The sequence below is a fragment of the Salinispora mooreana genome, assembly GCF_000379065.1.
Taxonomy (GTDB): Bacteria; Actinomycetota; Actinomycetes; order Mycobacteriales; family Micromonosporaceae; genus Micromonospora; species Micromonospora mooreana.
This window is the reverse complement of the sequence record NZ_KB900614.1, coordinates 4,731,732-4,757,108: the sequence shown is the minus strand read 5'-3', so window position 1 is coordinate 4,757,108 and position 25,377 is coordinate 4,731,732. Positions and strand designations below refer to the sequence as shown.

Genomic DNA, 25,377 nt, shown 5'->3' with positions numbered 1-25,377 from the left:
CGTGGTGGACGCACCACGCCGGCTAGTCCGGCCGCAGGTAGCCGTCCACCATCCGAGCCAGTTCTCGGTCCACGCTGGCGGCGGGAAGACCGTCGGCGACGGTCCGGGCGGAGAGCACGAAGGACTGCGTGGTCAGCAGGACAACCCGGGCCATGGTCTCGGCCTCGCCGGGCCGCACCGAGCCGTCGGCCCGGCCGTGGGCGACGGCGGCCACCAGGAATTGGAGCATCTCCTCCTGGCCCGCGCCGCGCCGGTCGAGGAGGTACGGGATCAGCACCTCCGGATCAACGTCGCGGATCTTGCACAGCAACGGGTGTTCCCGCAACACCCGCGCTCCCGCCACCACCCGCTCGACCAGGCGGGATCGGGCGTGTCCGGTGCCCTCGTCGGTCGCCGTGGCCAGCAGCACCTGCTGCCACTCCCGGGTCATCAGATCGCCGATCAGCGACTGCACATCCGGCCAGCGCCGGTAGACGGTCATTCGGGAGACCCCGGCGCGACGTGCCACGTCGGTCACGGTCGTGCGACGTACGCCGTAGGCGAGGACGCAGTCACGGGCGGCGTCCAGAACCGCGTCCTCGATGCCACGCTCGCCGGTCCGGCTCCACTCCACCACGCCGAATGTCTACCATCCCCCGCTACGGATTCTGGCCAACCGGCTCGTCCGGCCGGGCTCCGGTGCGGGTCACCAGAAAGCCGAAGGCCGCGGCGGTGAAGAACATAACGATGCCGTAGACCGCGCCGGGGACGGCCATCCGGGTGTTGTCGAGCAACGCCGGGCTGAGCGCGACGGTGATTGCCAGTGTGCTGTTGTGGATGCCGATCTCGAATCCGGACGCGGTCGCAGCGCCCCGATCGACCCCCGCCAGCCGGGGCACCCCGTATCCGACCGCGAGGCTGAGCACGTTGAACGCCAACACCACCAGGCCGACCGAGACGAAGTAGTCAGCGAGGTTCTCCCGTTCGTTCAGCACCGCGCCGACGACCACCGCGACGAGTACCACGACCGACAGGACCCGGACCGGCCGGTCCAGGCGTACGGCGGCGTGGGGCGCCCGGGCCCGGATCAGCATGCCGATCGCGACCGGGATGAGCACGATGGCGAAGACCTGCAGCACCTTGTCGAACTGCAGACCCAGGCTCCCGCCGTCGGCGAGGAAGTATGCCGCCGAGAGGTTGACCACGATCGGCAGGGTGACCACAGCCAGCACCGAGTTGACGGCGGTCAGGGTGATGTTGAGGGCGACGTGCCCGCCGAACAGGTGGCTGTAGAGGTTGGCGGTGGTGCCCCCGGGAGATGCGGCCAGCAGCATCATCCCGAGGGCAAGCTCCGGAGCCAGGTCGAAGGCGAGCACCAGCCCGAAGCAGAGTGCCGGCAGCACCAGCACCTGGCACACCAGGGCGATGAGGGCGGCTTTCGGGTAGCGGGCCACCCGGCGGAAATCCGCCACGGTCAGCCCGAGGCCCAGGCCGAGCATGATGATGCCGAGCGCGACGGGCAGTCCGATCAGGGTCAATGCCGAGTCCATGGCAGCACATGATCAATCCTCGTGTTCGCCGCCGCAATCCCCCGGGCGGCTCGCGCTGCCCGGCCCGGGCCAGCGTCAGCCGTTGGCCACGAGGTCCCCGCAGCTCGTCTCATCCGGCAGCAACGGTCGCAGCCGCACCGTCCAACTCTTGCCGTCCGAGGTCCACGGCGCCGCTGCGGTGGTCTCCGCCGCCGCCGCGAGCAGCGTCTGCAACGCATCGCCGCTGACGGTCACACAGCCCGGCCCGGTGCTGGAACCGAGGGGCTCGCCGGGCAACGTCGGCCCGGGCCAGGCCACCTCGGGCTGGCCGAGGCCCTCGGGGTCGGTGAACGGTTCCGCGACGCCCGCGACCACGGTGGGCACGTAGGGCTTCGCGCTGTCCCCCCTGGCCGGCGCCAGTGGACCCGAATCGCTGGTGAGCGATGCGACGAACGCCCGCAGCCGCGTCCGGGCCGCCTGCTGCTCGGCGGTGAGGCCGGGCGCGTCGTCGCCCGCCTCGGCGAGGGCCGGGACGTCGATCTGCTCGGTGCCGTTCGCGCCGCGTACCGTGAATCGGGTTGTCGGCGCGTCGGCGAGCGCCGGGGTGCCGAAGTCCACCGCGCCGTCCACGCCGGCGGCCCGCGCCGACTCCAACAGCGTCGACACGTCCTCGGGGGCGATTGGGTGGACCTGGAGGTTGGGCAGCGCGGGCCCGGGATAGATCAGGATCGTGGGGCCCTCGCTGATCACCCGTCCGTCTCCGTAGACGCTGATGGACGGGGTGCGGCTGGCCAGCGCTGACGGCATCCCGAACCCGCCGATGGAGGTCAGCTGGAACACCACCGCGTCCGCGGGGTGGGGCCCCTCCGGCTGGCCAGGACCGTCAGCGTTGGCCACCTCACCCTGCGGGCCACAGGCGGTGACGAGCAGGAGCAGCGACACGGCGGGCGCCGTCCAGCGGAGTCGACTATTGGTCATGTCGGATCAGACGTGGCTGGGCGCCGCAAGGTTCCGGTGGGGCGACGATCCCTCGCCGCCCCACCGGCCACCCGTCAGGTGCGACCGACCACGTCCCGCCGGAACACCAGGCAGGCGACCTGGGCGGTCACCGCGGCAAGCACGGTCAGTACCACAACCGCGACCACTCTGACCTCCTCCAACGGATGTTCGCCGACGTGCGCGAAGGGTGACAGCCACCCGGCGCCGGCGGGAATATCGAGGATCGGGGCGAAGTACCCGAAGATCAGCCCATAGCCGAGCAGCACCCAGATCAGCGGCAGTACCCGAGGCGCCACCGCATAGAGCAGCGCGGCAACGGCGAGGAGAAGCCAGACCGCCGGAGTGTGCGCCACGTGGCCGAGCAGCAGGCCGGTGAAGGACCCGGCGTCGCCGGTGCTCACCGCCGCCCCGACGCCCATACCGACGCCGGCGACCAGCAACAGCCACGGTACGCCGACCGCCGTCACCACGAGGTGGCTACCGATCCAGGTCGAGCGGCTGACGGCCGTCGCGAGGACCGACTCGGCCCGCCCCTCGCTCTCTTCGGAGCGCAGGGTCTGCATGGCGAGCACCACGTAGACCCCGACGGCGAGGGCCATGGTCAGACCCATGGTGCCGAGGTAACCGTCCAGCAGGTTCTCCGCACCGCCCATGACGGCGACCAGGTCCTCGGGCGCGTCGGTGAATCCGTCGAGGAGTGGCTGGGTGAACGAGCCGTAGGCGAGGCCGGCGGCGAGCAGTCCCACACTCCACCCGATCAGGCTGGCCCGGTGCAGCCGGAACGCGAGCGCGAACGGCCCGTCCAGCCAGGCCGCCGCCCGGGCCGGCCCCGGGCGGGGCGGCACGAGCCCGGCACCGAAGTCCCGCCGGGCCGAGAGCGCGTAGCCGGCGGCCGCGGCGGTCACCGCGAAGGCCAGCGAGATCACCAGTGGCCACCAGCGGTCGTGCACGTACGGCGCGGTCTGCTGGGACCAGCCGACCGGTGACAGCCAGGACAGCCAGGACGCGCCGCTGCCCTGCACCGCCGCCATGTCACCCAACCCGCGCAGCACGAATGCCGCTCCGAGCAGGGCGCCGGCCGTGCCGGAGGCGGCCCGCGGATACTCCGACAGCTGGACGGTGACCGCCGCGACTGCGGCGAATACCAGCGCCACCGCACCGACCGAGACGCCGAACAGCAACGACCCCCCGAGGTCGTATCCCCGGCTGGCCATCAGGCCACCGATCAGGATGGCGACGACCGCGGCCATCGTGGTGACAAGCACCAGCGCGGCGGTGAGCTGGGCGTGCCGGCCGACCACGTTGGCGCGGATCAGCTCGGCTCGGCCGGAGCGCTCCTCGGCGCGGGTGTGCCGCACGACGGTCAACAGCCCCATCAGGCCCGCGCCGATGGCCACGTAGAGGCCGTACTGCCCGGCGAGGAAGCGCTCGGTGGTCAGGTCGTCGAAGCCGAATCCCGGGCCGCCGAAGAGCGCGCCGGCCGGGCTGCCGGAGAAGGCGGTCAGCCCCTCCAGGTCCTCCGGGCTCTCGACGAAGGTCTCCAGCGCGGTGGCGAAGTATCCCATCAGCAGCGCCAGGCCGACCGTCCATGCCGGAAAACGGATCCGGTCGCGGCGCAGCATGAACCGCAGTAGGGTGCCGGTCCCGGTGACCGTGCCGCCGCCCTGGCCGGGCGCCGCGACCACCGGCTGGTTCACCATCACGGTGGCCATCACGCCACCGCCCCGTGGCGGGCCGGCTCATCGCCATAGTGCCGCAGCAGCAGCTGTTCCAGGGTCGGTGGCCGGACAGTCAGCCCGCGTACGCCGAGGTCGCCCAGCCGCCGGATGACGACGGTGAGGTGCTCCCCGTCGACCTCGAAGCGGACGTGGCCGTCGGTGTCCTGCAGCCCGTGTACGCCGGCCAGGGTGGCGAGCGAGGCGGCCGGGCTGTCGACAATCGCGTCCACGGAGGTCCGGGTCAGATGACGCAGGTCGGTCAGGGAGCCGGTCTCGACGATCCGCCCCTGCCGGATGATCGAGATCTGGTCGGCCAGCACCTCGACCTGGGCGAGGATGTGGCTGGAGAGCAGAACGGTCCGGCCGGCCGCGCAGGCCTCCCGGATGCACTCCTGAAACACCGCCTCCATCAGCGGGTCCAGCCCGGCGGTCGGCTCGTCGAGCAGCAGCAGGTCCACGTCGCTGGCCAGCGCCGCGATCAGGGCGACCTTCTGCCGGTTGCCCTTCGAGTAGGTCCGCCCCTTCTTGCGGGGATCGAGGTCGAAGCGTTGGCACAGCTCGTCGCGGCGAACCGGGTCGGTCCCGCCGCGCAGGCGGGCGAAGAGGTCGATCGCTTCGCCGCCGGTCAGGTTGGGCCACAGCTCCACGTCGCCGGGGACGTAGGCGAGCCGGCGGTGCAGTCGCACCGCGTCGACCCACGGGTCACCACCGAGCAGCCGGACCCGACCGCGGTCGGCCCGGAGCAGCCCCAGCAGGATGCGGATGGTGGTGGACTTGCCGGCACCGTTGGGGCCGAGGAAGCCGTGCACGGTGCCGGTCTCGACCTGCAGGTCGAGACCGTCCAGCGCCTTGGTGCGGCCGAAGAGCTTGTCGATGTGTTGAATGTCGATTGCCATGGTCATGGTCGTAGACCTCGTTCGAGGGAAAACCCGGGCGGGGTGAAGCCCGGGGTTGGTCCGATGTCGTCGGTCACGCGGAGCCCACGACGAGTCGGTGAGCCGCCGCGGAGAGATTCACGCCGGGGGACGTGACAGCCGGTGCGCAGTACCTTCTGCCTCGCCTGCCGCGGGCGGATCCGGGACGTACATCAGATAGTCGTCGAGCATCACGCGGTTGACGTGCAGCCCTTGGGTGATACGCCCGAGGGCTGGCGTCTCGAAACCCCTGCCAACCGTTGTCACTCCGCTAGATTAAACAGTCGTTTAATAGTTAGGCAAGCGCATACCGGGCCGGGAGTCCACCCGCCGCCGAACGCCCTAGGGTGGGCTGATGTCCCGCCCCACGCCCTCCGCCGATCTCCCCACCGCCGCACCGAACCCGCTCACCCAACTCACGCTGGCCCAGCTCCGGCGACGTACCAGCGTGAAGTGGGGCAGATACGCCCCGGACGTGCTTCCACTCTGGGTGGCGGAGATGGATGTCCCCCTCGCCCCCGCCGTCGCCGAGGCGCTGCAGCGCGCCATCACGCTCGGCGACACCGGCTACGCCCACCCAACGGGGTACGCGGAGGCGTTCGGCGAGTTCGCCGCCGAACGTTGGGGGTGGACCGACTTCTCCCCCGGCCGCACCGCGGTGGTACCCGACGTGATGCTGGGCATCGTCGAGGTGCTCCGGCTGGTGACCGATCCCGGCGACGCCGTGGTCGTCTGTTCCCCCGTCTACCCGCCCTTCTACGCGTTCACCCGGCACGCCGGACGGCAGGTGGTCGAGGCCCCGCTCGGGGCCGACCTACGGATCGATCTCGCCGCCCTGGACGAGGCGTTCCGGCGCGCCCGTGCCCGCGGCAGGCGGCCGGCCTTCCTGCTGTGCAACCCGCACAACCCCACCGGCGTGGTACACCGCCGCGCGGAGCTCGAGGCCGTCGCCGAGCTGGCCAACCGGCACGGCGTCCGGGTGATCTCCGACGAGATCCACGCTCCGCTGGCGCTGCCCGGGGCAGACGTCACCCCGTACCTGACCGTCACCGGCAGCCAGGACGCTTTCGCGGTGATCTCCGGCTCCAAGGCATGGAACCTCGCCGGCCTGAAGGCGGCACTCGCGATCGCGGGAACGCGCGCCGCGGCCGATCTGGCCCGGATGCCGGAAGAGGTCAGCCACGGACCAAGCCACCTGGGTGTGGTCGCGCAGACGGCCGCCCTGCGGGCCGGCGGGGAGTGGCTCGACCACCTCCTCGACGGACTACACGCCAACCGCACCCGACTGGAGTCACTGTTGGCCGAGCACCTGCCCACCGTCGGCTACCACCGCCCCGAAGGCACCTACCTCGCCTGGCTGGACTGCCGGCGCCTCGGCCCGCACAGTGCTCCACCCGACAGCGCATCCGGCGAGGTCGGCGCCGGACCAGCCCAGCTGTTCCTGGAACGCGCGCGGGTGGCGCTCAGCTCCGGGCACGCCTTCGGGGCCGGTGGAGCGGGCTGGGTCCGGCTGAACTTCGCCACCTCCCCCGCCATCCTCACCGACGCCGTCACCCGCATGGGTCGGGCTGCCCGGGAGGCGGGAACCACCGCCCAGAAGTGATCCACAACAGGTGCGCGGCCCCGAACCGGCGAGAGACCGGCGCGCCGGGAATGTCGTACGCTACCGTTCAGCACGATGCTCAGCCGTCTCGTACGGGCATTTTGTGCCCGTCGTTCGCTCCGAACGGCGACCCGGAGGTACCCACCGTGACCGACGACACCGATGTCACCTCGTGGGCTCTCGAGGCGGGACGCGGTGACCAGGCGGCCGCCGCCGCCTTCATCCGGGCGACCCAGCAGCAGGTTCGGCGCTTCCTGGCCGCCTTGATCTCCCCGGCCGAGGCGGATGACCTGACGCAGGAGACCTACCTGCGCGCGCTGCGGTCGCTGCCCTCGTTCGCCGGCCGCTCCTCAGCGCGTACCTGGTTGTTCAGCATCGCCCGGCGGGTCGCGGTGGACCACGTGCGGACCGCCACGTCCCGTCCGCGGACGGTCCCGATGACCAACTCCCACGATGTCGCCGACGCCGACGAGAGCGGCTTCGACCGGCAGGTCGCCCTGGAGCAGATCATCGCGGCGCTCCCGACCGACCGCCGGGAGGCCTTCGTCGTCACCCAGGTGCTCGGCCTCTCCTACGCCGAGGCCGCACAGGTGTGCGGCTGCCCGGTCGGGACGATCAGGTCCCGGGTGTCCCGGGCTCGGGAAGATCTGGTCGTCGCGCTACAGGCCCGCTCCGGCGGGTCGGCCCGCCACACCGCAGCCGGCTGACGACCTTCCCGTCCCGCGCGGGAACCAGCGCCGGCACCGGTCCGACTACCGATACATGGGGTGTGAGCAGTGGCGCGAGGTGTTGTCGGCGCAGTTGGACGGGGAGGAGACCCCGGCTGAGCGGGCGGCAGCCGACTCCCACCTGGCCGGTTGCGGTGCGTGCCGGACGTGGTTCGACCAGGCGGCGGCGATCACCCGTCGGGCCCGGCTGTCGGTCAGCGTGATCGGCCCCGACCTCACCGACGCGGTCCTGGCCGCGCTCCCCGCGACGACTCCGGCGACGACCCCGGCGCGACCGCCGTGGCGACAACGGCTGGTGATCGCCCTGCGCGCGGCGCTCGGGCTGACGGGGGCGCTGCAGGTCATGCTGGGTCTGACGCAGGTCGGTCGGGCGGCGGCGGGCCCGCACATCCACGCTGGCGGGCCATTGGCCTCGGGCCACCTGTGGCACGAGGCAGCGGCGTGGAACATCGCCGTCGGCGCCGGGTTCCTGTTCGTGGCCGCCCGCCGCACCCCGCCGACCGGGCTGCTGCCGATGTTGAGCGCCTTCGTCGGCACCCTGGTGCTCCTGTCGGTCAACGACCTGATGACCGGCCGGGTGGAGACCGCCCGGCTGGTCAGCCACGGGTTCCTCTTCGTTGGCTACGCGATCGTCGTGGCCATGTCCCGGCCGGGACTACACCCGGGCGGCCCGCCCACCGACCTTCGCACTGATCGGCCCCGCTGGCGCATCCCGGCCGAGGATGAGCCGCCCCCACCGGGTCTACGGCTCGCGCCCCCGCCGTTTCCGGGTTCGGCGTGCCACCGGGACAGTGCTGCGGCCTGAGCGTCCCGACACCGGTGATGTTGCTAGCCGAATCACCGGGAACTTTCCCGCCCCGCCGAACCGACCAACAGTCAACACCGAACTCAGAGAGGTCTCCATGCCACGTCACATCACCGGTCGGCGCCTACGCCCGGCCGCCCTGGTCGCCGCCGCCCTGCTGACCGCCGCCATGGCCGGCTGTGGCTCGTCCGACGACTCGTCGGCGCCCAACCCAGCCCCGTCGGAGACGGCCGCCGCGGCAGCGGACGCCCCCGCCGGCGTGGTCGGGATCAACGACCCGTGGGTGAAGGCCGCCGACCAGGGGATGACCGCGGCGTTCGCTACCCTGGTGAACGAGAGCGACGCCGACGTGACCCTGACCGGCGTCAGCACCGAGGTGTCGCCGATGGAGCTGCATGAGATGGCCATGAAGGATGGGGAGATGGTCATGCAGGCCAAGGAGGGCGGCATCGTGATCAAGGCGAAGAGCAGCCACGTCCTCGAGCCCGGTGGCGACCACCTCATGATGCTGGATCTGCAGCAGCCGGTGCAGGCCGGCGACGAGCTGAGCTTCACCCTCACCTTCGCCGACGGGCGAACCCAGTCGTTCACGGCGGTGGCGAAGCCGTTCACCGGCGCGGAGGAGAGCTACAACCCCGAGCACAGCATGCCGGACATGTCCATGAGCCCCAGCGCAGCGTCGTGACTGGGAGCGGCCCCCGCGCGGTAAGCCGACGCGGTCTGCTGGCCGGCGGTGCCCTGGCTGCCGGCGGGGCGCTCGGCGCCACCGTGGCGGTCACCGCCGTCGGCTCCGACAACCCCGCGACCCGACCCGCCGAGATGACGCCGGTGGGCGAACTCGGGCTCGCCGTCGAATCGTTCCACGGGACCCGCCAGGCGGGGGTCGCCACCGAACCGCAGGCACATGCGGCGTTCGTCGCGCTCGCCCTCCGGCCGGAGACGGACCGGGAGGCGCTGGGACGGATGCTGCGACTGCTCTCCGACGACGCCGCCCGCCTCACTCAGGGCCGTCCCGCCCTGGCCGACACCGAGCCGGAGCTCGGGCTGCTGCCAGCCCGGCTGACGGTGACCTTCGGCTTCGGTCCCGGTCTCTACCAGGCGGCCAACCTCGACGGGCGGCGGCCGCCATCGGTGGCCGCCCTCCCGGCGTTCCGCATCGACCGGCTCTCCCCCCGCTGGTCCGACGGGGACCTCCTGCTGCAGATCTGCGCCGACGACCCGCTGACCGTCGCGCATGCCCAGCGGGTGCTGGTGAAGGACAGCCGACCCTTCGCCACCGTCGCCTGGGTGCAGCAAGGTTTCCGGCGCGCGGCTGGGGCCGAGCCGGGGCGCACCCAGCGCAACCTCTTCGGCCAACTCGACGGCACCGCCAACCCGAAACCGGGCGCTCCCCTCGAGACCGCGGTGTGGGTGCCGGACGGGCCGGCGTGGCTACGCGACAGCACCACCCTGGTCGTCCGGCGGATCAGCATGAACCTGGAGACGTGGGACCTCCTCGGCCGCGCCGACCGTGAGTTGTCCGTCGGCCGCCGGCTCGACACCGGCGCGCCGCTGACCGGCACGGATGAACACGACGAGCCCGACTTCGACGCCCTCGGGTCGGGCGGGCTCACCGTCATCCCGGACTTCTCGCACCTGACCCGCTCCCACGTCACCGAGGACCGGCTCCGGATTCTGCGCCGCCCGTACAATTACGACGGCGTGCCCAGCGCCGACGGTACTGCGGACAGCGGCCTGATCTTCGCCTCCTACCAGGCCGACATCACCCGTCAGTTCCTACCCATCCAACGACGCCTGGCCGAACGGGACCTACTCAACGAGTGGACCACCCCGATCGGCTCTGCCGTCTTCGCGATCCCACCCGGCTGCCCCGAAGGCGGCTGGATCGGCCAGCAACTGCTCGGCTGACCTCGACAGGAGAACCATGCGGACCAACACCCGCCCGAGACCCGCCGGCTTCCTCGCCGCCGTCCTCGCCGCCGCCGCGCTGCTGCTCGTACCGGCTTCCCCGGCCGCCGCACACAACTCCCTGAAGACCACCACACCGGCCAAGAACGCTGAGCTGGACACAGCACCGACCGAGATCACCCTGGAGTTCCTCCAGAGGCTGGATCCGGCGTTCACCACCATCGTCCTCTCCGACGCCGCGGAGCAGAAGGTCCCGACCGGTGAACCCGTGGTCACCGGCGCAAAAGGTACGATAAGCATCGACGGAACCCTGCCGAACGGCACCTACACCGTCGCGTACCGGGTAGTCTCCGCCGACGGGCACCCGGTCCAGGGCTCGTACGCGTTCGCCGTCGCTGACCCCGCTGGCACCGAGGCGCCGGCTCCGACGCCGGCGGAGTCGTCCCCCACGGCCGAGCCCGCCACTGCGCCAACGGAGCCCGGGTCGGCCAGCCCAGTGGCGGCGACCGACAACGACGGCGGCGGTGGCGGGCTCGGCGCGCCAGCGGTGATGGGCGGCGGGATCCTGGTGCTCCTGGTCGCCGGCGGCCTGGTGCTACTACTACGCCGCCGACGTAGCACGACCTGACCAACGGGCGTCAACGGGTGTCGGGCGGCGCCCGACACCCGTTGACGCCCGACACCCGTTGGCACCCGGTCCCAGCGGGATCAGCGCCGTTGCCACGGCCAGGCTGCGGTTCTGGTCGCGGCGGTCACCGGCGCTCCGGCGCAGCATCGTTGAGCAGCGCGGCGAGTTCGGCTACCGCGCGCGGACGGGCTCCCGCCAGCTCCGGGATCCGGTCCAGGAGCCGGTGCACCAGCGGCGCCCACGCCGGCACCAGGTCTGCCGCTGCGAGCAGTGCCGGATCGGCAAGGCCGTCCGCCGTGGCCACGGTACGCACACCGCCGCCGGAGACCACCGCTACCGCGTCCGCCCAGCGGAAGGCGAGGTCGACATCGTGGGTGGAGAGCACCACCGTCGTACCCGCTGTGTGCAGGTGATACAGAGTGTTCAGCAGTGTCTCCACCCCGGCCGGATCAAGCCCGGCGGTCGGTTCGTCGAGAATGAGCAGCCGCGGGTGCATCGCGACCGCGCCGGCAATCGCCACCCGCTTGCGCTGGCCGTAGGAGAGCAGATGGGTGGGGCGCTCGGCGATCGCCGACACACCGAGCGCCGCCAGCGCCGCGTCACAGCGCCGCCGCACCTGCTCCGCCGGGAGCCCCAGGTTGACCGGCCCGAAGGAGACATCCTGCCGGACGTTGGCGGAGAAGAGCTGGTCGTCCGGGTCCTGCACCACCAGTTGCACCTGCTGCCGCAACTCCCGTAGGCCGGCCCGGGTGTACCGCATCCGGGTACCGGCGACGGCGATCTGGCCCGCGGCGGGCCGCAGCGCGCCGGCGGCCAGCCGGAACAGCGTGGTCTTGCCGCCGCCGTTCGGGCCCAGCACGGCCAGCCGCTGACCCGGGTCGATCCGAAGATCGACCTCGACCAGGATCGACCGACCCGGCTGGTAGGCGAAGCCCACCCCGTCGAACTCCAGCAGCGGGACGTTCACCAAGGGGACACCAACCCGGTGCTGGTCGTGACGATCGCGCCGAGCAACATCATGGTTGCCGCAACGAACGGCGCCGATACCCGGTGGGCCGCCACCTGCACGGCGAGTGAACCGGTGTAGCCCCGCACCGCCAGTCCCTCCTCCAGCCGCCGCGCCCGGTGCAACGCCCGGACGAACACCGCTGCCGCCTGGCCGGCCAGGGACCGGTAGGCGGTCCGCCAGGTACGGAAGCCAAGCCGGGCCGCCTGCGCCTGCCGGACCGCACGCACGCTCTCCACCAGCAGGAAGAGCATCCGGTACGTCAGCGCGGCAACCTCGGTGACCGCCGAGGGGATCCCCAGCCGGTGCAGTCGTGGCAGGACATCCGACAACGGTGTGGTGGCGGTGAACAGCAGCAGGCAGGTCAACGCCGCCACGGAGCGACCCGCGGTCTGCGCCGCCACCGGCAGGCCCGCGGGGTCGATGGCCAGTCGGGCTGGGGACGGCATCGACACCAGCAACGGGACCGTCGATGTGGCGACGAAGAGCAGCGGTACCCGGGCCGCCCGCAGCACCACGACCGGCGGCACCCGTGCGGCGGCCAGCAGCACCGCCGCCGCTCCACCGGACAGGAGCGCGCCGGGCCAGGTGGGCAGGGCCACCGCGCAGACCAGCAGCCCGAGCGCGAGCAACGCCTTCTCGGCGGGGTGCCGATTTCGCCAGGGCCCGGTGTGCGCGGCGATGTCGAGGGCGAACACGCTAGCCGCGCTGCCAGCCGGCAGCATCGCGCTGCCGCTGCCGGGTCCGGGCGACACCGAAGTAGTAGCCGAGCAGACCAGCGCCAAGCGCAGCCTGAAGGGCGAAGAGTCCCGACTCCAGCTCGGCCGACGGCGGCTCGTAGATCGGCGAGAACCACGGCTGATAGTCGGGGTGGTCGTCCACGATGGCCTGCTCGGCAAGGGCGTCCGCGCCGGAGAAGGGTTCCTCCCCCGAGCCGAGGCCGAACGCCAGCGGCATCACCACCAGGAGCAGCACCGCGAACAGCAGCAGCAGGTTGACCCAGGAGAAGCGCCTCATGCCCGCACCTCCGCCGCCGGACGCAGCAGACCGAGCCGACGCAGGTCATCCCTGCTGGTCCGACTCAGCAGGCGGACCACCAGAACGGTCAGCAGTCCCTCGCTGATCGCCAGCGGAATCTGGGTCACGGCGAAGATCCCGCCGAACTTCGCCAACGCACCGGCGATGCCAGACGCCGGGTCGGGGAACGCCAGGGCCAGCTGGGCGACGGTGACCCCGTACGTCGCCAGGCTGCCCAGGGCCGCAGCGGCGAACACCGCCGGGCCCAGGCCGCCGCCAGCGCGACGGACCATGGTGTAGCTCCCATACGCCACCCACGGTCCGACGATCGCCATCGAGAAGATGTTCGCGCCCAGCGTGCTCAGCCCGCCGTGGGCCAGCAGCAGCGCCTGGAACAGCAGCACGATGCTGCCCAGCACGCTCATCACCGGCGGTCGGAACAGCACCGCCCCCAGACCGGTGCCGGTCGGGTGAGAGCTCGACCCGGTCACCGACGGGATCTTCAAGGCGGACAGCGCGAAGGTGAAGGCACCGGCCGCCCCGAGCAGCAGTTTCGAGTCTGGATCTGTACGGATTTGCCGGACCAGGGCCCGACTCCCGTGGACGACGAATGGCGCGGACACGACGAACCACGCCGCCGCCTGTTCCGGAGGGAGATACCCCTCGGCGATATGCATCGACTGACCTTCCCTTCCAGCACCTCGTGGATGAGATCCGTGTCAAGGCCGGTCTCCTGGCTTCCGGATCGACGTTCACTCCAGCCTTCCCAGGCCTGGTGGGGCCCAGTGGCACAGTCAGAGATCACTACCCGGTCACAGTGGCGAGGGCCGCGCCGGTCTTCCACCGGCTTCCCGTGCACCTTGACGGCGAGAGGCTATCGGGTGCTCGCCCGGACGGCAAGCTGTCGATTCGCGCTGACGGGTACGCGCCGGCGCCGGTTGCGGTGAGCCCGAGGGCCACGCTCCGCCGCGAGCCGCGAGACTCAGCGCAGGCCAGAGCCCGGCTTCCGGGCGGTCAGGATGGCGTAGCCGAGGACACCGTCGGCGACCGCGGCCCGGGCTGCGGCCAGGACCGCCGGGGCGCGGGCGAAGTCCAGGCCGAGCGCCACCGCCGGATCCGCGGCGGTCAGCCGCAGCACGGTCAGGCGCGCCTCGATCTGGTCGATCATCGTGGTGATCGCGGGGTCGTGCCGTTCGATGTGGGTTGTCGTCAACCCCGCGCCGGCCAGCAGGGCGACGTACTCGTCGAGGGGACGTGCATCGGCAACGCAGGCGATCCACGCTCCCAGTCCGGTCAGTTCGGGAGGCAGCCGGTCCGGGATGGCGACGACATCAGCCAGCCCCAGTCGACCACCCGGGACCAGCACCCGGGCCAGTTCCCCCGCTGCCGTGGGCTTGTCGGGGAAGGTGCAGAAGGCGCATTCGCAGACCACCACGTCAACCGCGTGTGAGTCGACACCCAGCCGCTCGGCGTCTCCCTGCCGGAACCGCACCTGGTCGGCGAGCCCAACAGACCGGGCCCCCCGGGTAGCCGCCGCGACGTTGGCACCGGCGAGGTCCACACCGGTCACCGTGCAGCCGTACTCGGACGCCAGCAGCAGCGCGCTGGCACCCCGCCCGCTCGCGACGTCGAGCACGCGTTCACCGCTGGTCAGCGCCAGTCGGGCGGCGAGTCGGCGGGTCAGCGACGAACCGCCGGGATGGTAGGCATCGCCGAGGAGCAGGGCGAGAAGATCCGAACCGTAGACCGCGGCGCAGCAACCCTTCGGATCCGCCGCGGGCTCGCCCGTCGTCACCGGATCCGCCACCCCACGTTGGTGGTATCCGGTGCCACCCGCCGCCCGGCGGCGACGCCGTCGGAGCGCTGGGCCACCTTCGACCCGTACGGGGAGTCCGTGATCATCGAGCGCAGCGCGAGTGCGTTGGGCACCACGTCGGCGACCGGCACCCCGGACATCTGCTCGCGGACCTGTTCCCGGTAGCCGACTGAGTTGTAGGCGCAGAACGGGATCAGTCTGCCGTCCGGAGTGATCTCCTCGACGCAACACTTCATCAGCTGCCGCACATTGAGGGTGTACGGGTCCTGGAAGTCCTGGATCACGATCATGAAGGCCCGGTCGGTCAGGTTCGCGACCGCCTCGGGTAGGTTGACGCCGCAGGCGTCAGCGCAGTCCAGCGCCGCGGCGGTCTGGGCGAGGCGCGCGTTGGTTGTGTCGGTGCCCATGAATGCCGACGCCGACCACAGCTTCTCCAGCGCTTCCCGGACAGCAGGGTCCGGCACCACCCGGTTGGCAACGTAGTCGAGGTGGTCCGCCACATCGAGCAGCCGGGGAATCGGCACCACCGCGAAGTCCTCGGCGCCGGGCGTGCCCGAGGTGAGCAGATAGGTGATTGACCGGCAGGTCGGGAAGCAGCACGGCACCGGGAAGAAGTCCTCGGCCTGGAACCAGTCGGGCCGCTGCCGCGCGACGAGGTGAATGATGTCGGAGTTGGTCAGCCGGGTCAGTGGGTCGAAGGGCGTGTGTCGGCCGGAGTGGGTGACCGGCTGGAATGAGACGCTGCGCACCGCCGGGTGCGCGAGGCCGTGGCTGATGATGGCGCCGAGTTCATGTTCGTTGAGCCCCCGCTCGACCGCGGCCACCAGGGTGACGGTCAGGCCGACCTCAGCGCAGTTGTCCAGCGCTCGCTGCTTGATCTCGCGCAGGTCCCGACCCCGGATCTCCCGGTGTGTTCGCTCGTCGAACCCGTCGAACTGCAGGTAGATGTTGACCGCCCGGCCGGGACGGTTCCGCTCGCCGAGCGCTGCCACGAACGCCCGATCGCTGGCGAGCCGGATCCCGTTGGTGTTCAGGTTGACCGCCCGAATCGGGCGAGCCTGTGCGGCGTCAACGAAGTCCAGGATCTGCCGATGGATGGTGGGCTCTCCGCCGGAGAACATCACCACTTCGGCCTCGCCCTCACTCGCCACAAAGACGTCGAGCATGCGCTCACACTGCGCGAGGCTGATGGCGTACCCGTCGGGCTGGTGGCCGGAGTCGGCGAAGCAGATCGGGCAGTCGAGGTTACAGCCGGTGTTGACCTCGATAATGCCCAGGCAGGCGTGCTGCTTGTGTTCCGGGCACAGCCCACAGTCCGCCGGGCAGCCGTCACGCACCTCGGTCTGGAAGGTCAGCGGGAGCGTGCCGGGCTTGTTGAATCGGGCGCTGTCGAGGTACATCTGCGCGTCGCCGTACACCAACGCTTCGAACTGGCCGTGCTCCGGACAGCGCTTCCGCAGATAGACCTTGTCGTCGCGGAGGTTGACCTGTCCGTCGACAACGACCTTGCAGACCGGGCAGATCGACTTTGTGTACTCGACGAACACCTCATCCCGGTCCCGCTTCATGGCTCTCACCATTCCACGCCGCGCTGCCCCGGCACGCCGGCTTGGTCGAATACCGCCCGGCGCGGCCGACCGGATCGGCGACGTCCTGGCCCGCGCCGGCGGCCGGGCGGGGGGAGGCAACCGGCACTGGCGGGTCAGCCGGGCACTGGCGCGCGAGCGCGGAGCAGGGCCGCCACCCGCTCACACCACTCGCGGTTTTCCTGCTCGAAGCGACGCCCCCGCAGGCAGGTGAGGTACGGCCCGATCCGGTCGCTCTCGCGCAGGAATGTCTCCTCGGTCAGGTCACCGCGCAGCTGCCGAAGCATCCGGTCGAAGAGTTCCACCTTGGCGGCGGCGATCACCGCCCGCTCCTCGAGCTGGGCGATGACCGGTGCCGGGTCCAGCCGGTCCACGGCCTGGACCATGACGAGCAGGTCCTCCCGGATCGACGACGGCTTCGACGGCACGGCGGCGAAGGCGGCCAGTTCGGCGAGGCCGGCGGGGGTGACGGTGAACAGCCGTTTGTTAGGGCGGTCGTGCTGGATGACCTGCCGACCGGCGATCAGCCCCGCCCGTTCCAGCTTGGTCAACTCGGCGTAGAGCTGCTGGGGAACCGCGTACCAGAAGTTGGAGCAGGAAACATCGAAAATCTTGGCCAACTGGTAGCCGCTGTACTCCCCGTCGAGCAGCACCGCCAACACCGCGTGCCGCAGCGCCATGGCCACACCTCCCGCTCCGGGTGAGGACAGAGTTCGGCGGGCCGGCACCGCGTCGCCGGCCCTTCCCCCGAAGGGTACTCAATGATATGACTATTCCTGTTAGGGACTACCGGTGGTAGTCCTCGCGACCGTCGATCCTGCCCGCCGTCACACTGCCCACCGTCACCACGCGGAACGAGGCGACCCCCACCGGCTTCCTCCGCGCCCGGGACCCCGGGGACCTGGAAGGACACCCCCATGAAGCTTGGCTACACGACCGGCTACTGGTCCTCCGGGCCGCCCGAGGGCGTCACGGCGGCCATCGCCGAGGCCGACCGACTCGGCTTCGACTCCGTCTGGGCCGCCGAGGCATACGGATCGGACTGCCTTACCCCACTCGCGTGGTGGGGAGCGAGCACCTCCAACGTCCGCCTGGGCACCAACATCATGCAGATGTCGGCCCGCACTCCGACGGCCGCGGCGATGGCCGCCCTCACCCTCGACCACCTCTCCGGTGGCCGTTTCGTCCTCGGGCTCGGCGTCTCCGGCCCGCAGGTCGTGGAGGGGTGGTACGGCCAGCCGTATCCACGACCGCTGGCCCGCACCCGGGAGTACATCGAGATCATTCGTGCCGTCCTCGCCCGATCCGGGCCGGTCACGCACGACGGCGACTTCTTCCAACTACCGCATCGCGGCGGCACCGGCCTGGGTAAGCCGCTGAAGTCCACCGTCCACCCGCTGCGCGCCGACATCCCGATCTTCCTCGGTGCCGAGGGGCCGAAGAACGTCGCCCTGGCCGCCGAGATCGCCGATGGCTGGCTACCGATATTCTTCTCCCCCAAGGCAGACAGCTTCTATCGGGCCGCGCTCGGCGAGGGCTTCGCTCGCCCTGGCGCCCGCCGCAACCTGGACACGTTCGAGGTGGCCGCGACCGTACCGATCGTCGTCCACGACGACATCGAGCGGGCGGCGGACCGGCTCCGACCCTTCGTCGCGCTCTACGTGGGCGGCATGGGAGCCAAGTCAGTCAACTTCCACCGGGATGTCTTCGCCCGCCTCGGCTATGAAGAGGAGTGCGACGTCATCACCGAGGCGTACCTGGCGGGCGACAAGAAACGGGCCGCCGCCGCCGTGCCGACCGCACTGGTGGAGGACATCGCCCTGATCGGCTCGGTGGCCAAGGTCCGCGATGAGCTGCAGCGGTGGCGCGAGACCGTGGTCACCACGCTGCTCGTCCAGGGCAACGCCCAGCAGCTACGCCAGATCGCCGAGGTGGTGGGCTGAGCACCCGTCCAGCCCGATCGCCCCGACCCCGGTTGGCCCACCTGACGGCTGCCCCGCGCCGCCGCACGGTGGGCCACCGGAGTCGCCAAGTCGATCTACATCGGTGGGTCAGCCGGCGCCGTCGTAGCAGATGACCTGCCGGATCACGTCGCCGCGACCGAGAGCGGCGAGGGCGTCCCCGATCTCCTCCAGCCGCAGCCGATGCGTGATCATCTCATTCAGGTCGAGTCGGCCGGCCCGCCAGAGGTCAAACATCCGGTCAAAGTCTCGCGGCGCCTGCGACGCACCGTAGAGCGAGGACGTGATGCTCTTCCCCTCGAACAACAGCTCGAAGGGGCTGAATGCGACCTGCTGGTCCGATCGACCGGCACCCACGACCACCACCGTCCCACCCCGACGTGCCGCAGTCCACGACGCACGCAGCGTCTGCGGCACAGCCACCACATCGAAGACGGTGTCGAATCCCTCACCGTCGGTGAGCTGAGCCGACAGCTCACCGAAAGCCTCCGGGCCAGAGCTGTGCGTTGCCCCGAAGCGCAGTGCTGCCTGCTGCTTGGCCTCAACCGTGTCGACCGCGACGATGACGGCGGCGCCGGCGAGCCGCGCTCCCTGGATCGCGGCGATTCCCACGCCACCGCAGCCGATCACCGCGACGGCGGCACCCGGCTCGACCCGGGCCGTGTTGATCACGGCACCGACACCGGTCATCACGCCACAGCCGACCAGCGCGGCCACCTCATACGGAACATCGGAGGCCACCTTCACGGCACCGGCCCGGGGAATCACGATCTCTTCGGCGAAGGCGCCACACCCGGCCATCGCGAAGACCGGAGTCTCACCGACCAGGAACCGCGGGTTGGCGTAGCCGGCCAGCACGTTGGTCAAGCACAGGTGGGACTCCCCCCGCGCGCAGGAGGGGCAGGCCCCGCACGCGGGCAGCCAGTTGACCACGACGCGGTCCCCCTCGGCCAGGTCGGCCACCCCGTCGCCGACCGCGACAACATCGCCGGCGGCCTCGTGCCCCAGCACCACGGGCATCGGGTGCGGCAGCACCCCATCGCGCGTTGATCGGTCGGAGTGGCACACCCCGGCCGCTCGTACCCGGATCCGGACCTCCCCCGCACCCGGCCCGATTACCGTCACGTCATCACGAATCTCGACCTTGTCGTCACCCACCGTGTGATAGATCGCCGCCCGCACGAGATCACCTCCAAAAGTGAAACCTGTTCTAGGTTAGGGGTCGGCGAGGGCCCAGGCAAGCGGCTGGGGCGCAGCCCGGGGCGGCCGGCATAATTCGACCGTGACCACAAAGAAAGCCAGCAGCGCGGGCCTGCCGTCCGAGCGTCGCACCCACCTCGTACGCCTCGCCGGAGAGCTCTTCGCCGAGAAGGGCTTCCGCGCCACCACCGTGCGGGAGATCGCCGACGCGGCCGGCATCCTCTCCGGCAGCCTCTACCACCACTTCGACTCCAAGGAGTCGATCGGGGACGAGATCCTCTCCGGCTTCCTCAACGAGGTGCTCACCGGATACCGCGAGGCGGTCGCCGACACGGACGACCCACGCAGCACGATCGAGCAGTTCGTCCGCTCCAGCGCGGCGACGCTGGCCCGGCATCGCGCCGCCCTGACCATGCTGCAGAACGACTGGAACCACTTCCGCGCCGTACCCCGCTTCGACTACCTGCGCACCGCCACCCGGGAGATCGAACACCTCTGGGTCGACCAACTGGAGCGGGGGAAACAGGGTGGACTCTTCCGCTCCGATCTGGACGCCAAGCTGACCTACCGACTACTGCGGGATGTGTTGTGGATACCGACGCGGTGGGGACAGAACGGCAGCAACAGCTGGGATGCCGACCAGATCGCCAGTGCGGTCATTCGTCTGATCTTCGACGGCATTCTCGCCCCGGAGAGCGGGTCGGCTGGGGGGTCACGGGCGGATCACTCGCCTCGGGCGAAGCCGACGGGAAGCTGATACGCTACCAAGCAAGCGATTGGTCACCGATGTGCCCGGCGGCGTCACCGACTGCCCGCGGACGAGGGAGCACCAATGACAGATCAGCAGTTCACAATGGATGGCGCGGTCGCGATCGTGACCGGGGCGGGTAACGGCTTGGGGCGCGCGGAAGCCCTCGAGCTAGCCGCGGGTGGGGCCCGGCTCATCCTCAACGACCTTCCCGGCGACGCCGTAGCAGCGGTGGCCGCCGAGATCGCGGCGGCGGGCGGCGAGGCGACGGTGTGCACGGGCGACATCGGCGACTGGTCAACCGGCGAGTCCCTCCTGCACGCGGCCCTCGACACGTACGGCCGACTGGACATCCTGGTCAACAACGCCGGCGTCCTCCGCGATCGGATGGTCTTCACGATGTCGGCGCAGGAATGGGACCTCGTCCTGCGGGTGCACCTGCGGGGTCACTTCGTCACCACCCGCTTCGCCACCGCCTACTGGCGCAAACGCAGCAAGGCCCTCGGCACCCCGGTGTACGGCCGGATCATCAACACCTCCTCCGAGGCGTTTCTGCTCGGCTCGCCCGGCCAGCCAAACTACGCCGCCGCGAAAGCTGGAGTTGTGGCGCTCACCGTCGCGACCGCGCGTAGCTGCGCCCGGTACGGCGTCCGGGCCAATGCCATCTGCCCACGAGCGCGCACCGCAATGACCAGCGAGCTCATGGGACCCTCCCCCGAGGAGACGACAGATCCGTTGTCCCCCACACACGTCGCACCGCTCGTGCGGTATCTCGCCAGTCCGGCCGGAGATCCGATCAACGGCGAGGTCTTCGTGATCCACGGTGGCGTGGCCGCGGTGCTGGCCCCACCCACCGTGCGCGCAAGCTTTCACACCGACGGCGAGTCCTGGTCGCCGGCCGCCCTACACGACGCCCTGGGACCGCTCTTCGGCGAGCAGGTCTCCGGAGCGGGATACGCCTGCGAGGCCACCCTGCCGCTGGCGGCGACCACGTTCGGCGAGAGCCGGTAGCCAGGTCTGCGGCGCCGTCGTCGCCGACCAGGACACACCCCCGCCCGGCCGGCGACGACGGCCCGACACCTACATGAGCTCGTCCGTAGTGGGCAGCAGGACGGTCTTCACCTCGGTAAATGACTCCGCCGACCCGCGCCCGCCCTCCCGCCCGAGACCGGACTGGCCGAAACCGCCAAAGGCCGCATGGGGCTCCACCTGGTAGCCATTGACGCCGACGGTCCCCGCCCGCACGGCTCGGGTAAGCCGCATGGCCCGCTTCACGTCGCTGGTCCACACCGTGGCGGCGAGTCCGTACTCGGTGTCGTTCGCCAGGCGCACCGCCTCCTGCTCGTCGGTGAACGGCGTCACCCCCAGCACCGGGCCGAAGATCTCCTCCCGGGCGATGGTCATGTCGCTGGCCACGTCGGCGAAGAGCGTCGGCGTCACAAAGTTGCCGGCAGCCAGCTCTCCGCCAACCCGTTCACCGCCGCAGACCAGGCGGGCCCCCTCCGCCTGCCCCTTCCCGACATAGCCAAGCACGCGGTCCAGCTGCCGCGCGTTGATCAGCGGAGAGGCGGTGGTCTCGGCGTCGAAGGGATCTCCGTAGTTCACCAGGGCGGTCGCGCCGGCGGCGATGGACAGGAAGTCCTCGTAGACCTCCCGCTGGACCAGCGCTCGCGTATGAGCCACGCAGACCTGACCCGACAGTCCCACAGTGACTGTCCCCATGGTCAGTGCCGCCGCGGCGTAGATATCGGCATCGGCGAAGACGATCGATGGACTTTTTCCCCCGAGCTCCAGACTCACCCTGGTGATTCCGTCCGCCGCCGCATGCAGGATGCGCCGACCCACGGCCCGGCTGCCGGTGAAGGTGACCTTGTCTACCAGCGGGTGGGTGACCAGCGCCTCGCCGGTGGTCTCCCCCGGCCCGGTCACCACGTTGAGCACGCCCGGCGGCACGCCGGCCTCCTCAAGAATCCGCACCAGTCGCAGCACGGCGAAGGTGGCGTACTCCGAGGGCTTCAGCACCACGGTGCACCCGGTGGCCAGTGCCGGCGCGAGCTTCTGCGCCGCCAGCAGGAGGGGTGCGTTCCACGGGATCACCGCCGCCACCACCCCGATCGGCTCGCGTAGGGTGAACACCATGTGGTCACCCCCCTGGTAGGGCGACAGTGTCTCGCCGCCAAGCTTGTCGACCCAGCCAGCGTGATGATCGAAAATGTCGGCCGCGCAGTCGGCCGACACCGCATAGGTGTCACCGAAGCTCAACGGAACACTGTTGTCGAGCGCCTGGAGCGCGAGCAGTTCGTCGGCGTGCTCACGGATGAGATCAGCGGCTCGCCGCAGCACCCGAATGCGTTCCTTCGCCCGACTGTGGGGCCAGGGCCCCTCGTCGAAAGCAGTTCGGGCGGCTCGGACGGCGGTGTCCACGTCGGCGGCGTCCGCGACCGCGAACTCCCCCACCTCCTCGCCCGTCGCCGGATGCAGGTGCACCCATGTCCGGTCGTCTCGCGACGGCCGCCAGTCACCCGCGAGGAGCAGTTCCCCCCGGGTCAGTCCCACCGCATCCCGTCGTGACTTGATCGAGAGAACCATGCCCACCTCCACGGCCGACCAGGTATAACCCGTTCTATTTCTCGGCAGGATACGCCGAACCCGGGGGTACTGCCAGGCTCCGGGGAGGCATCGATACATGCCTGGGCTTCGTGATAGATTCTTGCCAAGCAAGCGCTAGGTTTAATCCATGGCGTGTCGCTACCCGCGCACGGAGCGTCCGGTGGATTCCAATGCGGAGCATCCGATGGGTTCCGGTGTGGAGCATCTGGTGGATCTGGAGGCATCAACGATGGGCATCGACATTCGCGACGACGGCCGGATCACCGAGGTGGTCATCGCCATCCCCCCGGTCAACGCCCTGGCGAGCGCCGACTGGTTTGCACTGGCCGATGCCATCCACACCGCTGCAGCCAGCCCCGCTGTGGCGGCCGTGATCCTCACCGCCGAGGGGCGAGGATTCTGTGCCGGCGTGGACCTCAAGGAGCTCCAGCACAGCACCGACCATGCGGCGTTGATCGGCGTCAACCGCGGCTGCTATGCCGCCTTCGCCGCCGTCTATGAGTGTCCGGTGCCGGTTGTGGCAGCCGTCCACGGCTTCTGCCTCGGCGGCGGTGTCGGCCTCGCCGGCACCGCCGACATCGTCGTGGCCGCCGACGATGCCACCTTCGGCCTACCGGAGGTGGACCGGGGCGCGTTGGGCGCTGCGACGCACCTGTCCCGGCTGGTACCGCAGCAACTCATGCGGGCGATGGTCTACACCTGCCGGCGGATCACCGCACCGGAGCTGCGGGACTTCGGGTCGGTGCTCGACGTGGTGCCACGGGAACGGCTGGCGGCCACGGCTCGCCGTGTGGCCGAGGAGATCGCGGCCAAGGACCCCGTCATCATTCGCCGGGCAAAGGAGTCACTCAACGGGATCGACCCCATCGACCTCCGGCGATCCTACCGTTACGAGCAGGGCTTCACCTACGAGCTGAACCTCGCGGGCGTGTCCGACCGGGCCAGACAGGGCTTCTTCGACCGAGGCAAGCACTGACCGAACCGACGAGGGAGGATGGCCCGTCCCCATGGCCGACAAGGTGATGAGCATCGCGGAGGTAGTCGGCGAGTTGCGCTCCGGCATGACGATCGGTATCGGAGGTTGGGGGTCACGACGGAAGCCGATGGCGCTGGTCCGGGCCATCGCCCGGTCCGCACTCACAGATCTCACCGTCGTCTCCTACGGCGGACCTGATATCGGCCTGTTGGTGGCGGCGGGGCGGGTGCGGCGAGTGGTGACCGGGTTTGTCTCCCTCGACAGCATCGCCCTCGAACCCCACTTTCGACGAGCGCGGCAGGTGGGTGCCGTCGAACTGACCGAACTGGACGAGGGAATGCTGCACTGGGGGCTGCTCGCCGCCGCGCGGCGACTTCCCTACCTGCCGATCCGCGCCGGGCTGGGCTCCGACGTCCTGCGGGTGAACCCCGAACTTCGTACGGTGCGGTCCCCCTACTCCGACGGGGAAGAGCTGGTGGCGATGCCGGCCCTCACCCTGGACGTTGCCCTCGTGCACCTGAACCGGGCCGACCGCCGGGGCAATGGGCAATACCTGGGTCCGGACCCGTACTTCGACGACCTCTTCTGCCTCTCCGCTGCCCGGAGCTTCGTCTCCTGCGAGCGGGTGGTCGACCCGGCCGAGCTGCGCTCCGGCGGCCCGGCGCAGAGCCTCCTGATCAGCCGAATGATGGTCAACGGCGTCATCGAGACCCCACACGGCGCACACTTCACCAGCTGCGTGCCGGACTACGACCGCGACGAGGCGTTCCAGCGTGAGTACGCGGAAGCCGCTGCCAGCCCGCAGGCGTGGAGCCGGTTCCGGGCTCAATACCTCGATGCGGATGAGGCCCACTACCAGCGAGCCGTGTCGTGATCGGGGCCAGCCGCGCCGAGGTCTGCATCGTCGCCTGCGCCGAGGCGTGGCGGGGCGACGGCGAGATCCTGGCCAGCGGCATGGGACTGATTCCCCGCCTGGGCACCTGGTTGGCCCGCCGCACCTTCGCGCCTGATCTGGTGCTCGGTGACGGCGAGGCCGAGTTGGTCGGCGAGGACGGGGTGGAGGGATGGGTTCCCTACCGCGCGGTGTTCGGCATCGTCGCCGCTGGTCGTCGCCACGTCATGATGGGCGCCAGCCAGCTGGACCGGTACGGCAACCAGAACATCTCCTGCATCGGCTCCTGGGCACAGCCCACCGCCCAGTTGCTCGGGGTGCGCGGCGCCCCGGGGAACACCATCAACCATCCCACCAGCTACTGGGTGCCCCGCCACAGTCGGCGGGTCTTTGTGGACCGGGTCGACGTGATCTGCGGCATCGGCTACGACCAGGCCGCCGCCCTCGGCCCTCCGGGCAACCGGTTCCACGAGATCCGGATGGTGGTGACGGACAAGGCAGTCCTCGACTTTCAGTCACCAGATCGCGGGATGCGGTTGCGCTCGGTCCACCCTGGCGTCAGCGTGGACGAGGTCGTGGCCGCGACCGGCTTCCCGTTGCAGCTGCCGGATCAGGTGCCGGAGACCAGAACCCCCAGCGATCGTGAGCTGCGGCTCATCCGCGACCAACTCGACCCGGCCGGGCTGCGCGATCACGAGCTGGGTCGGTGAGTCCCACTCTCCCGGAGGCCGTACCAGCCCGGTGCCGACAGCAG

The 25,377-nt window shown here is 70.5% G+C and carries 26 protein-coding genes and 1 riboswitch; of the genes, 12 read left to right on the top strand and 14 right to left on the bottom strand.

Going from position 1 to position 25,377, the window contains the following annotated elements; translation table 11 throughout:
* Nucleotides 1-22 precede the first annotated feature (22 nt).
* From SALPAC6_RS0122790 to SALPAC6_RS0122770, 5 genes are all read right to left on the bottom strand, one after another.
* On the bottom strand, nucleotides 23-616 hold the full coding sequence (locus tag SALPAC6_RS0122790; protein ID WP_018255627.1) for a TetR/AcrR family transcriptional regulator: 594 nt from the start codon (nucleotides 614-616) through the stop codon (nucleotides 23-25).
* A gap of 22 nt (nucleotides 617-638) precedes the next feature.
* Nucleotides 639-1,529, bottom strand: a complete 891-nt coding sequence (locus SALPAC6_RS0122785) for a bile acid:sodium symporter family protein (RefSeq protein WP_018255626.1) — start codon at nucleotides 1,527-1,529, stop codon at nucleotides 639-641.
* 75 nt (nucleotides 1,530-1,604) lie between these two features.
* Nucleotides 1,605-2,486 carry a hypothetical protein gene (locus SALPAC6_RS0122780; RefSeq protein WP_026189989.1) on the bottom strand — a complete coding sequence of 294 codons (882 nt, stop codon included), beginning with the start codon at nucleotides 2,484-2,486 and terminating at the stop codon, nucleotides 1,605-1,607.
* 74 nt (nucleotides 2,487-2,560) lie between these two features.
* Nucleotides 2,561-4,219 (bottom strand): ABC transporter permease, encoded by a 1,659-nt coding sequence (locus SALPAC6_RS0122775; RefSeq protein ID WP_018255624.1) that lies wholly within the window; start codon nucleotides 4,217-4,219, stop codon nucleotides 2,561-2,563.
* Entirely contained in the window at nucleotides 4,219-5,127 is a 909-nt protein-coding gene (locus SALPAC6_RS0122770; protein ID WP_018255623.1) for an ABC transporter ATP-binding protein, read from the bottom strand. The genes SALPAC6_RS0122775 and SALPAC6_RS0122770 overlap by 1 nt, the downstream gene beginning before the upstream one ends.
* Before the next feature lie 367 nt (nucleotides 5,128-5,494).
* On the opposite strand from SALPAC6_RS0122770, the gene SALPAC6_RS26610 reads away from it, so the two are divergent.
* The 6 genes from SALPAC6_RS26610 to SALPAC6_RS0122740 all read left to right on the top strand — a co-directional run bounded on the left by SALPAC6_RS26610 (nucleotide 5,495) and on the right by SALPAC6_RS0122740 (nucleotide 10,811).
* Nucleotides 5,495-6,742: a MalY/PatB family protein gene (locus tag SALPAC6_RS26610; protein ID WP_018255622.1), complete on the top strand. Its 1,248-nt coding sequence runs from the start codon at nucleotides 5,495-5,497 to the stop codon at nucleotides 6,740-6,742.
* 146 nt (nucleotides 6,743-6,888) lie between these two features.
* Entirely contained in the window at nucleotides 6,889-7,449 is a 561-nt protein-coding gene (locus tag SALPAC6_RS0122760; RefSeq protein WP_018255621.1) for a sigma-70 family RNA polymerase sigma factor, read from the top strand.
* Between the two features lie 55 nt (nucleotides 7,450-7,504).
* Nucleotides 7,505-8,275 (top strand): zf-HC2 domain-containing protein, encoded by a 771-nt coding sequence (locus SALPAC6_RS0122755; protein WP_018255620.1) that lies wholly within the window; start codon nucleotides 7,505-7,507, stop codon nucleotides 8,273-8,275.
* A gap of 97 nt (nucleotides 8,276-8,372) precedes the next feature.
* A complete protein-coding gene (locus tag SALPAC6_RS0122750) occupies nucleotides 8,373-8,960 on the top strand; it encodes a copper chaperone PCu(A)C (protein ID WP_026189988.1) in 588 nt (195 codons plus the stop codon).
* The gene (locus SALPAC6_RS0122745; RefSeq protein ID WP_018255618.1) at nucleotides 8,957-10,183 is read left to right on the top strand and encodes a Dyp-type peroxidase; all 1,227 of its coding nucleotides are present in this window, start codon (nucleotides 8,957-8,959) and stop codon (nucleotides 10,181-10,183) included. The genes SALPAC6_RS0122750 and SALPAC6_RS0122745 overlap by 4 nt, the downstream gene beginning before the upstream one ends.
* 16 nt (nucleotides 10,184-10,199) lie before the next feature.
* A complete protein-coding gene (locus tag SALPAC6_RS0122740) occupies nucleotides 10,200-10,811 on the top strand; it encodes a copper resistance CopC family protein (protein ID WP_018255617.1) in 612 nt (203 codons plus the stop codon).
* Nucleotides 10,812-10,935: 124 nt separating this feature from the next.
* Here SALPAC6_RS0122740 and SALPAC6_RS0122735 read toward each other — a convergent pair whose 3' ends face one another.
* The 7 genes from SALPAC6_RS0122735 to SALPAC6_RS0122705 form a co-directional block, all read right to left on the bottom strand.
* Nucleotides 10,936-11,778: an energy-coupling factor ABC transporter ATP-binding protein gene (locus SALPAC6_RS0122735; protein WP_018255616.1), complete on the bottom strand. Its 843-nt coding sequence runs from the start codon at nucleotides 11,776-11,778 to the stop codon at nucleotides 10,936-10,938.
* Nucleotides 11,775-12,515: a cobalt ECF transporter T component CbiQ gene (gene cbiQ / locus SALPAC6_RS0122730; RefSeq protein WP_026189987.1), complete on the bottom strand. Its 741-nt coding sequence runs from the start codon at nucleotides 12,513-12,515 to the stop codon at nucleotides 11,775-11,777. Before cbiQ ends, SALPAC6_RS0122735 begins: the two co-directional genes overlap by 4 nt.
* A 1-nt stretch (nucleotide 12,516) precedes the next feature.
* A complete protein-coding gene (locus SALPAC6_RS0122725) occupies nucleotides 12,517-12,834 on the bottom strand; it encodes an energy-coupling factor ABC transporter substrate-binding protein (protein WP_018255614.1) in 318 nt (105 codons plus the stop codon).
* A complete protein-coding gene (locus SALPAC6_RS0122720) occupies nucleotides 12,831-13,511 on the bottom strand; it encodes an energy-coupling factor ABC transporter permease (RefSeq protein WP_018255613.1) in 681 nt (226 codons plus the stop codon). The genes SALPAC6_RS0122725 and SALPAC6_RS0122720 overlap by 4 nt, the downstream gene beginning before the upstream one ends.
* 29 nt (nucleotides 13,512-13,540) lie before the next feature.
* Nucleotides 13,541-13,712, bottom strand: a riboswitch (cobalamin riboswitch).
* A 104-nt stretch (nucleotides 13,713-13,816) separates the two neighbouring features.
* A complete protein-coding gene (locus tag SALPAC6_RS0122715) occupies nucleotides 13,817-14,629 on the bottom strand; it encodes an SAM-dependent methyltransferase (protein WP_026189986.1) in 813 nt (270 codons plus the stop codon).
* Nucleotides 14,626-16,218, bottom strand: a complete 1,593-nt coding sequence (locus SALPAC6_RS0122710; RefSeq protein ID WP_018255611.1) for a radical SAM protein — start codon at nucleotides 16,216-16,218, stop codon at nucleotides 14,626-14,628. Before SALPAC6_RS0122710 ends, SALPAC6_RS0122715 begins: the two co-directional genes overlap by 4 nt.
* A gap of 134 nt (nucleotides 16,219-16,352) precedes the next feature.
* Nucleotides 16,353-16,916: a PadR family transcriptional regulator gene (locus SALPAC6_RS0122705; RefSeq protein WP_018255610.1), complete on the bottom strand. Its 564-nt coding sequence runs from the start codon at nucleotides 16,914-16,916 to the stop codon at nucleotides 16,353-16,355.
* Nucleotides 16,917-17,153: 237 nt separating this feature from the next.
* On the opposite strand from SALPAC6_RS0122705, the gene SALPAC6_RS0122700 reads away from it, so the two are divergent.
* On the top strand, nucleotides 17,154-18,179 hold the full coding sequence (locus SALPAC6_RS0122700) for an LLM class F420-dependent oxidoreductase (RefSeq protein WP_018255609.1): 1,026 nt from the start codon (nucleotides 17,154-17,156) through the stop codon (nucleotides 18,177-18,179).
* 108 nt (nucleotides 18,180-18,287) lie between these two features.
* Here SALPAC6_RS0122700 and SALPAC6_RS0122695 read toward each other — a convergent pair whose 3' ends face one another.
* Nucleotides 18,288-19,379 carry a Zn-dependent alcohol dehydrogenase gene (locus SALPAC6_RS0122695; protein ID WP_018255608.1) on the bottom strand — a complete coding sequence of 364 codons (1,092 nt, stop codon included), beginning with the start codon at nucleotides 19,377-19,379 and terminating at the stop codon, nucleotides 18,288-18,290.
* Between the two features lie 100 nt (nucleotides 19,380-19,479).
* Here SALPAC6_RS0122695 and SALPAC6_RS0122690 point away from each other — a divergent pair, with 100 nt between their 5' ends.
* A complete protein-coding gene (locus SALPAC6_RS0122690; protein ID WP_018255607.1) occupies nucleotides 19,480-20,154 on the top strand; it encodes a TetR/AcrR family transcriptional regulator in 675 nt (224 codons plus the stop codon).
* 75 nt (nucleotides 20,155-20,229) lie between these two features.
* Nucleotides 20,230-21,156, top strand: coding sequence for an SDR family NAD(P)-dependent oxidoreductase (locus tag SALPAC6_RS0122685; RefSeq protein ID WP_018255606.1), 927 nt, complete (start codon nucleotides 20,230-20,232; stop codon nucleotides 21,154-21,156).
* A 69-nt stretch (nucleotides 21,157-21,225) separates the two neighbouring features.
* On the opposite strand, the gene SALPAC6_RS0122680 is transcribed toward SALPAC6_RS0122685, so the two are convergent.
* Nucleotides 21,226-22,734 (bottom strand): aldehyde dehydrogenase family protein, encoded by a 1,509-nt coding sequence (locus SALPAC6_RS0122680; protein WP_018255605.1) that lies wholly within the window; start codon nucleotides 22,732-22,734, stop codon nucleotides 21,226-21,228.
* Between the two features lie 250 nt (nucleotides 22,735-22,984).
* Here SALPAC6_RS0122680 and SALPAC6_RS0122675 point away from each other — a divergent pair, with 250 nt between their 5' ends.
* Genes SALPAC6_RS0122675 through SALPAC6_RS0122665 form a run of 3 tightly spaced genes read left to right on the top strand, consistent with a single transcriptional unit; the run spans nucleotide 22,985 to nucleotide 25,333 of the window.
* Nucleotides 22,985-23,731 (top strand): enoyl-CoA hydratase family protein, encoded by a 747-nt coding sequence (locus SALPAC6_RS0122675; RefSeq protein WP_026189985.1) that lies wholly within the window; start codon nucleotides 22,985-22,987, stop codon nucleotides 23,729-23,731.
* Between the two features lie 31 nt (nucleotides 23,732-23,762).
* Nucleotides 23,763-24,605 carry a CoA transferase subunit A gene (locus SALPAC6_RS0122670; protein WP_018255603.1) on the top strand — a complete coding sequence of 281 codons (843 nt, stop codon included), beginning with the start codon at nucleotides 23,763-23,765 and terminating at the stop codon, nucleotides 24,603-24,605.
* Nucleotides 24,602-25,333, top strand: coding sequence for a CoA-transferase subunit beta (locus SALPAC6_RS0122665; RefSeq protein WP_018255602.1), 732 nt, complete (start codon nucleotides 24,602-24,604; stop codon nucleotides 25,331-25,333). Before SALPAC6_RS0122670 ends, SALPAC6_RS0122665 begins: the two co-directional genes overlap by 4 nt.
* The last annotated feature ends 44 nt before the right edge of the window (nucleotides 25,334-25,377 follow it).

Excerpts from the sequence above, each read along its gene's own strand:
- SALPAC6_RS0122700 (WP_018255609.1), top strand. The coding sequence starts at position 17,154 with ATGAAGCTTGGCTACACGACCGGCTACTGGTCCTCCGGGCCGCCCGAG.
- SALPAC6_RS0122725 (WP_018255614.1), bottom strand. The coding sequence starts at position 12,834 with ATGAGGCGCTTCTCCTGGGTCAACCTGCTGCTGCTGTTCGCGGTGCTG.
- SALPAC6_RS0122685 (WP_018255606.1), top strand. The coding sequence starts at position 20,230 with ATGACAGATCAGCAGTTCACAATGGATGGCGCGGTCGCGATCGTGACC.
- SALPAC6_RS0122710 (WP_018255611.1), bottom strand. The coding sequence starts at position 16,218 with ATGAAGCGGGACCGGGATGAGGTGTTCGTCGAGTACACAAAGTCGATC.
- SALPAC6_RS0122775 (WP_018255624.1), bottom strand. The coding sequence starts at position 4,219 with ATGGCCACCGTGATGGTGAACCAGCCGGTGGTCGCGGCGCCCGGCCAG.
- SALPAC6_RS0122675 (WP_026189985.1), top strand. The coding sequence starts at position 22,985 with ATGGGCATCGACATTCGCGACGACGGCCGGATCACCGAGGTGGTCATC.
- SALPAC6_RS0122770 (WP_018255623.1), bottom strand. The coding sequence starts at position 5,127 with ATGACCATGGCAATCGACATTCAACACATCGACAAGCTCTTCGGCCGC.
- SALPAC6_RS0122720 (WP_018255613.1), bottom strand. The coding sequence starts at position 13,511 with ATGCATATCGCCGAGGGGTATCTCCCTCCGGAACAGGCGGCGGCGTGG.
- SALPAC6_RS0122670 (WP_018255603.1), top strand. The coding sequence starts at position 23,763 with ATGGCCGACAAGGTGATGAGCATCGCGGAGGTAGTCGGCGAGTTGCGC.
- SALPAC6_RS0122785 (WP_018255626.1), bottom strand. The coding sequence starts at position 1,529 with ATGGACTCGGCATTGACCCTGATCGGACTGCCCGTCGCGCTCGGCATC.
- SALPAC6_RS0122755 (WP_018255620.1), top strand. The coding sequence starts at position 7,505 with ATGGGGTGTGAGCAGTGGCGCGAGGTGTTGTCGGCGCAGTTGGACGGG.
- SALPAC6_RS0122705 (WP_018255610.1), bottom strand. The coding sequence starts at position 16,916 with ATGGCGCTGCGGCACGCGGTGTTGGCGGTGCTGCTCGACGGGGAGTAC.
- SALPAC6_RS0122750 (WP_026189988.1), top strand. The coding sequence starts at position 8,373 with ATGCCACGTCACATCACCGGTCGGCGCCTACGCCCGGCCGCCCTGGTC.
- SALPAC6_RS0122780 (WP_026189989.1), bottom strand. The coding sequence starts at position 2,486 with ATGACCAATAGTCGACTCCGCTGGACGGCGCCCGCCGTGTCGCTGCTC.
- SALPAC6_RS0122740 (WP_018255617.1), top strand. The coding sequence starts at position 10,200 with ATGCGGACCAACACCCGCCCGAGACCCGCCGGCTTCCTCGCCGCCGTC.
- SALPAC6_RS0122680 (WP_018255605.1), bottom strand. The coding sequence starts at position 22,734 with ATGGTTCTCTCGATCAAGTCACGACGGGATGCGGTGGGACTGACCCGG.
- SALPAC6_RS26610 (WP_018255622.1), top strand. The coding sequence starts at position 5,495 with ATGTCCCGCCCCACGCCCTCCGCCGATCTCCCCACCGCCGCACCGAAC.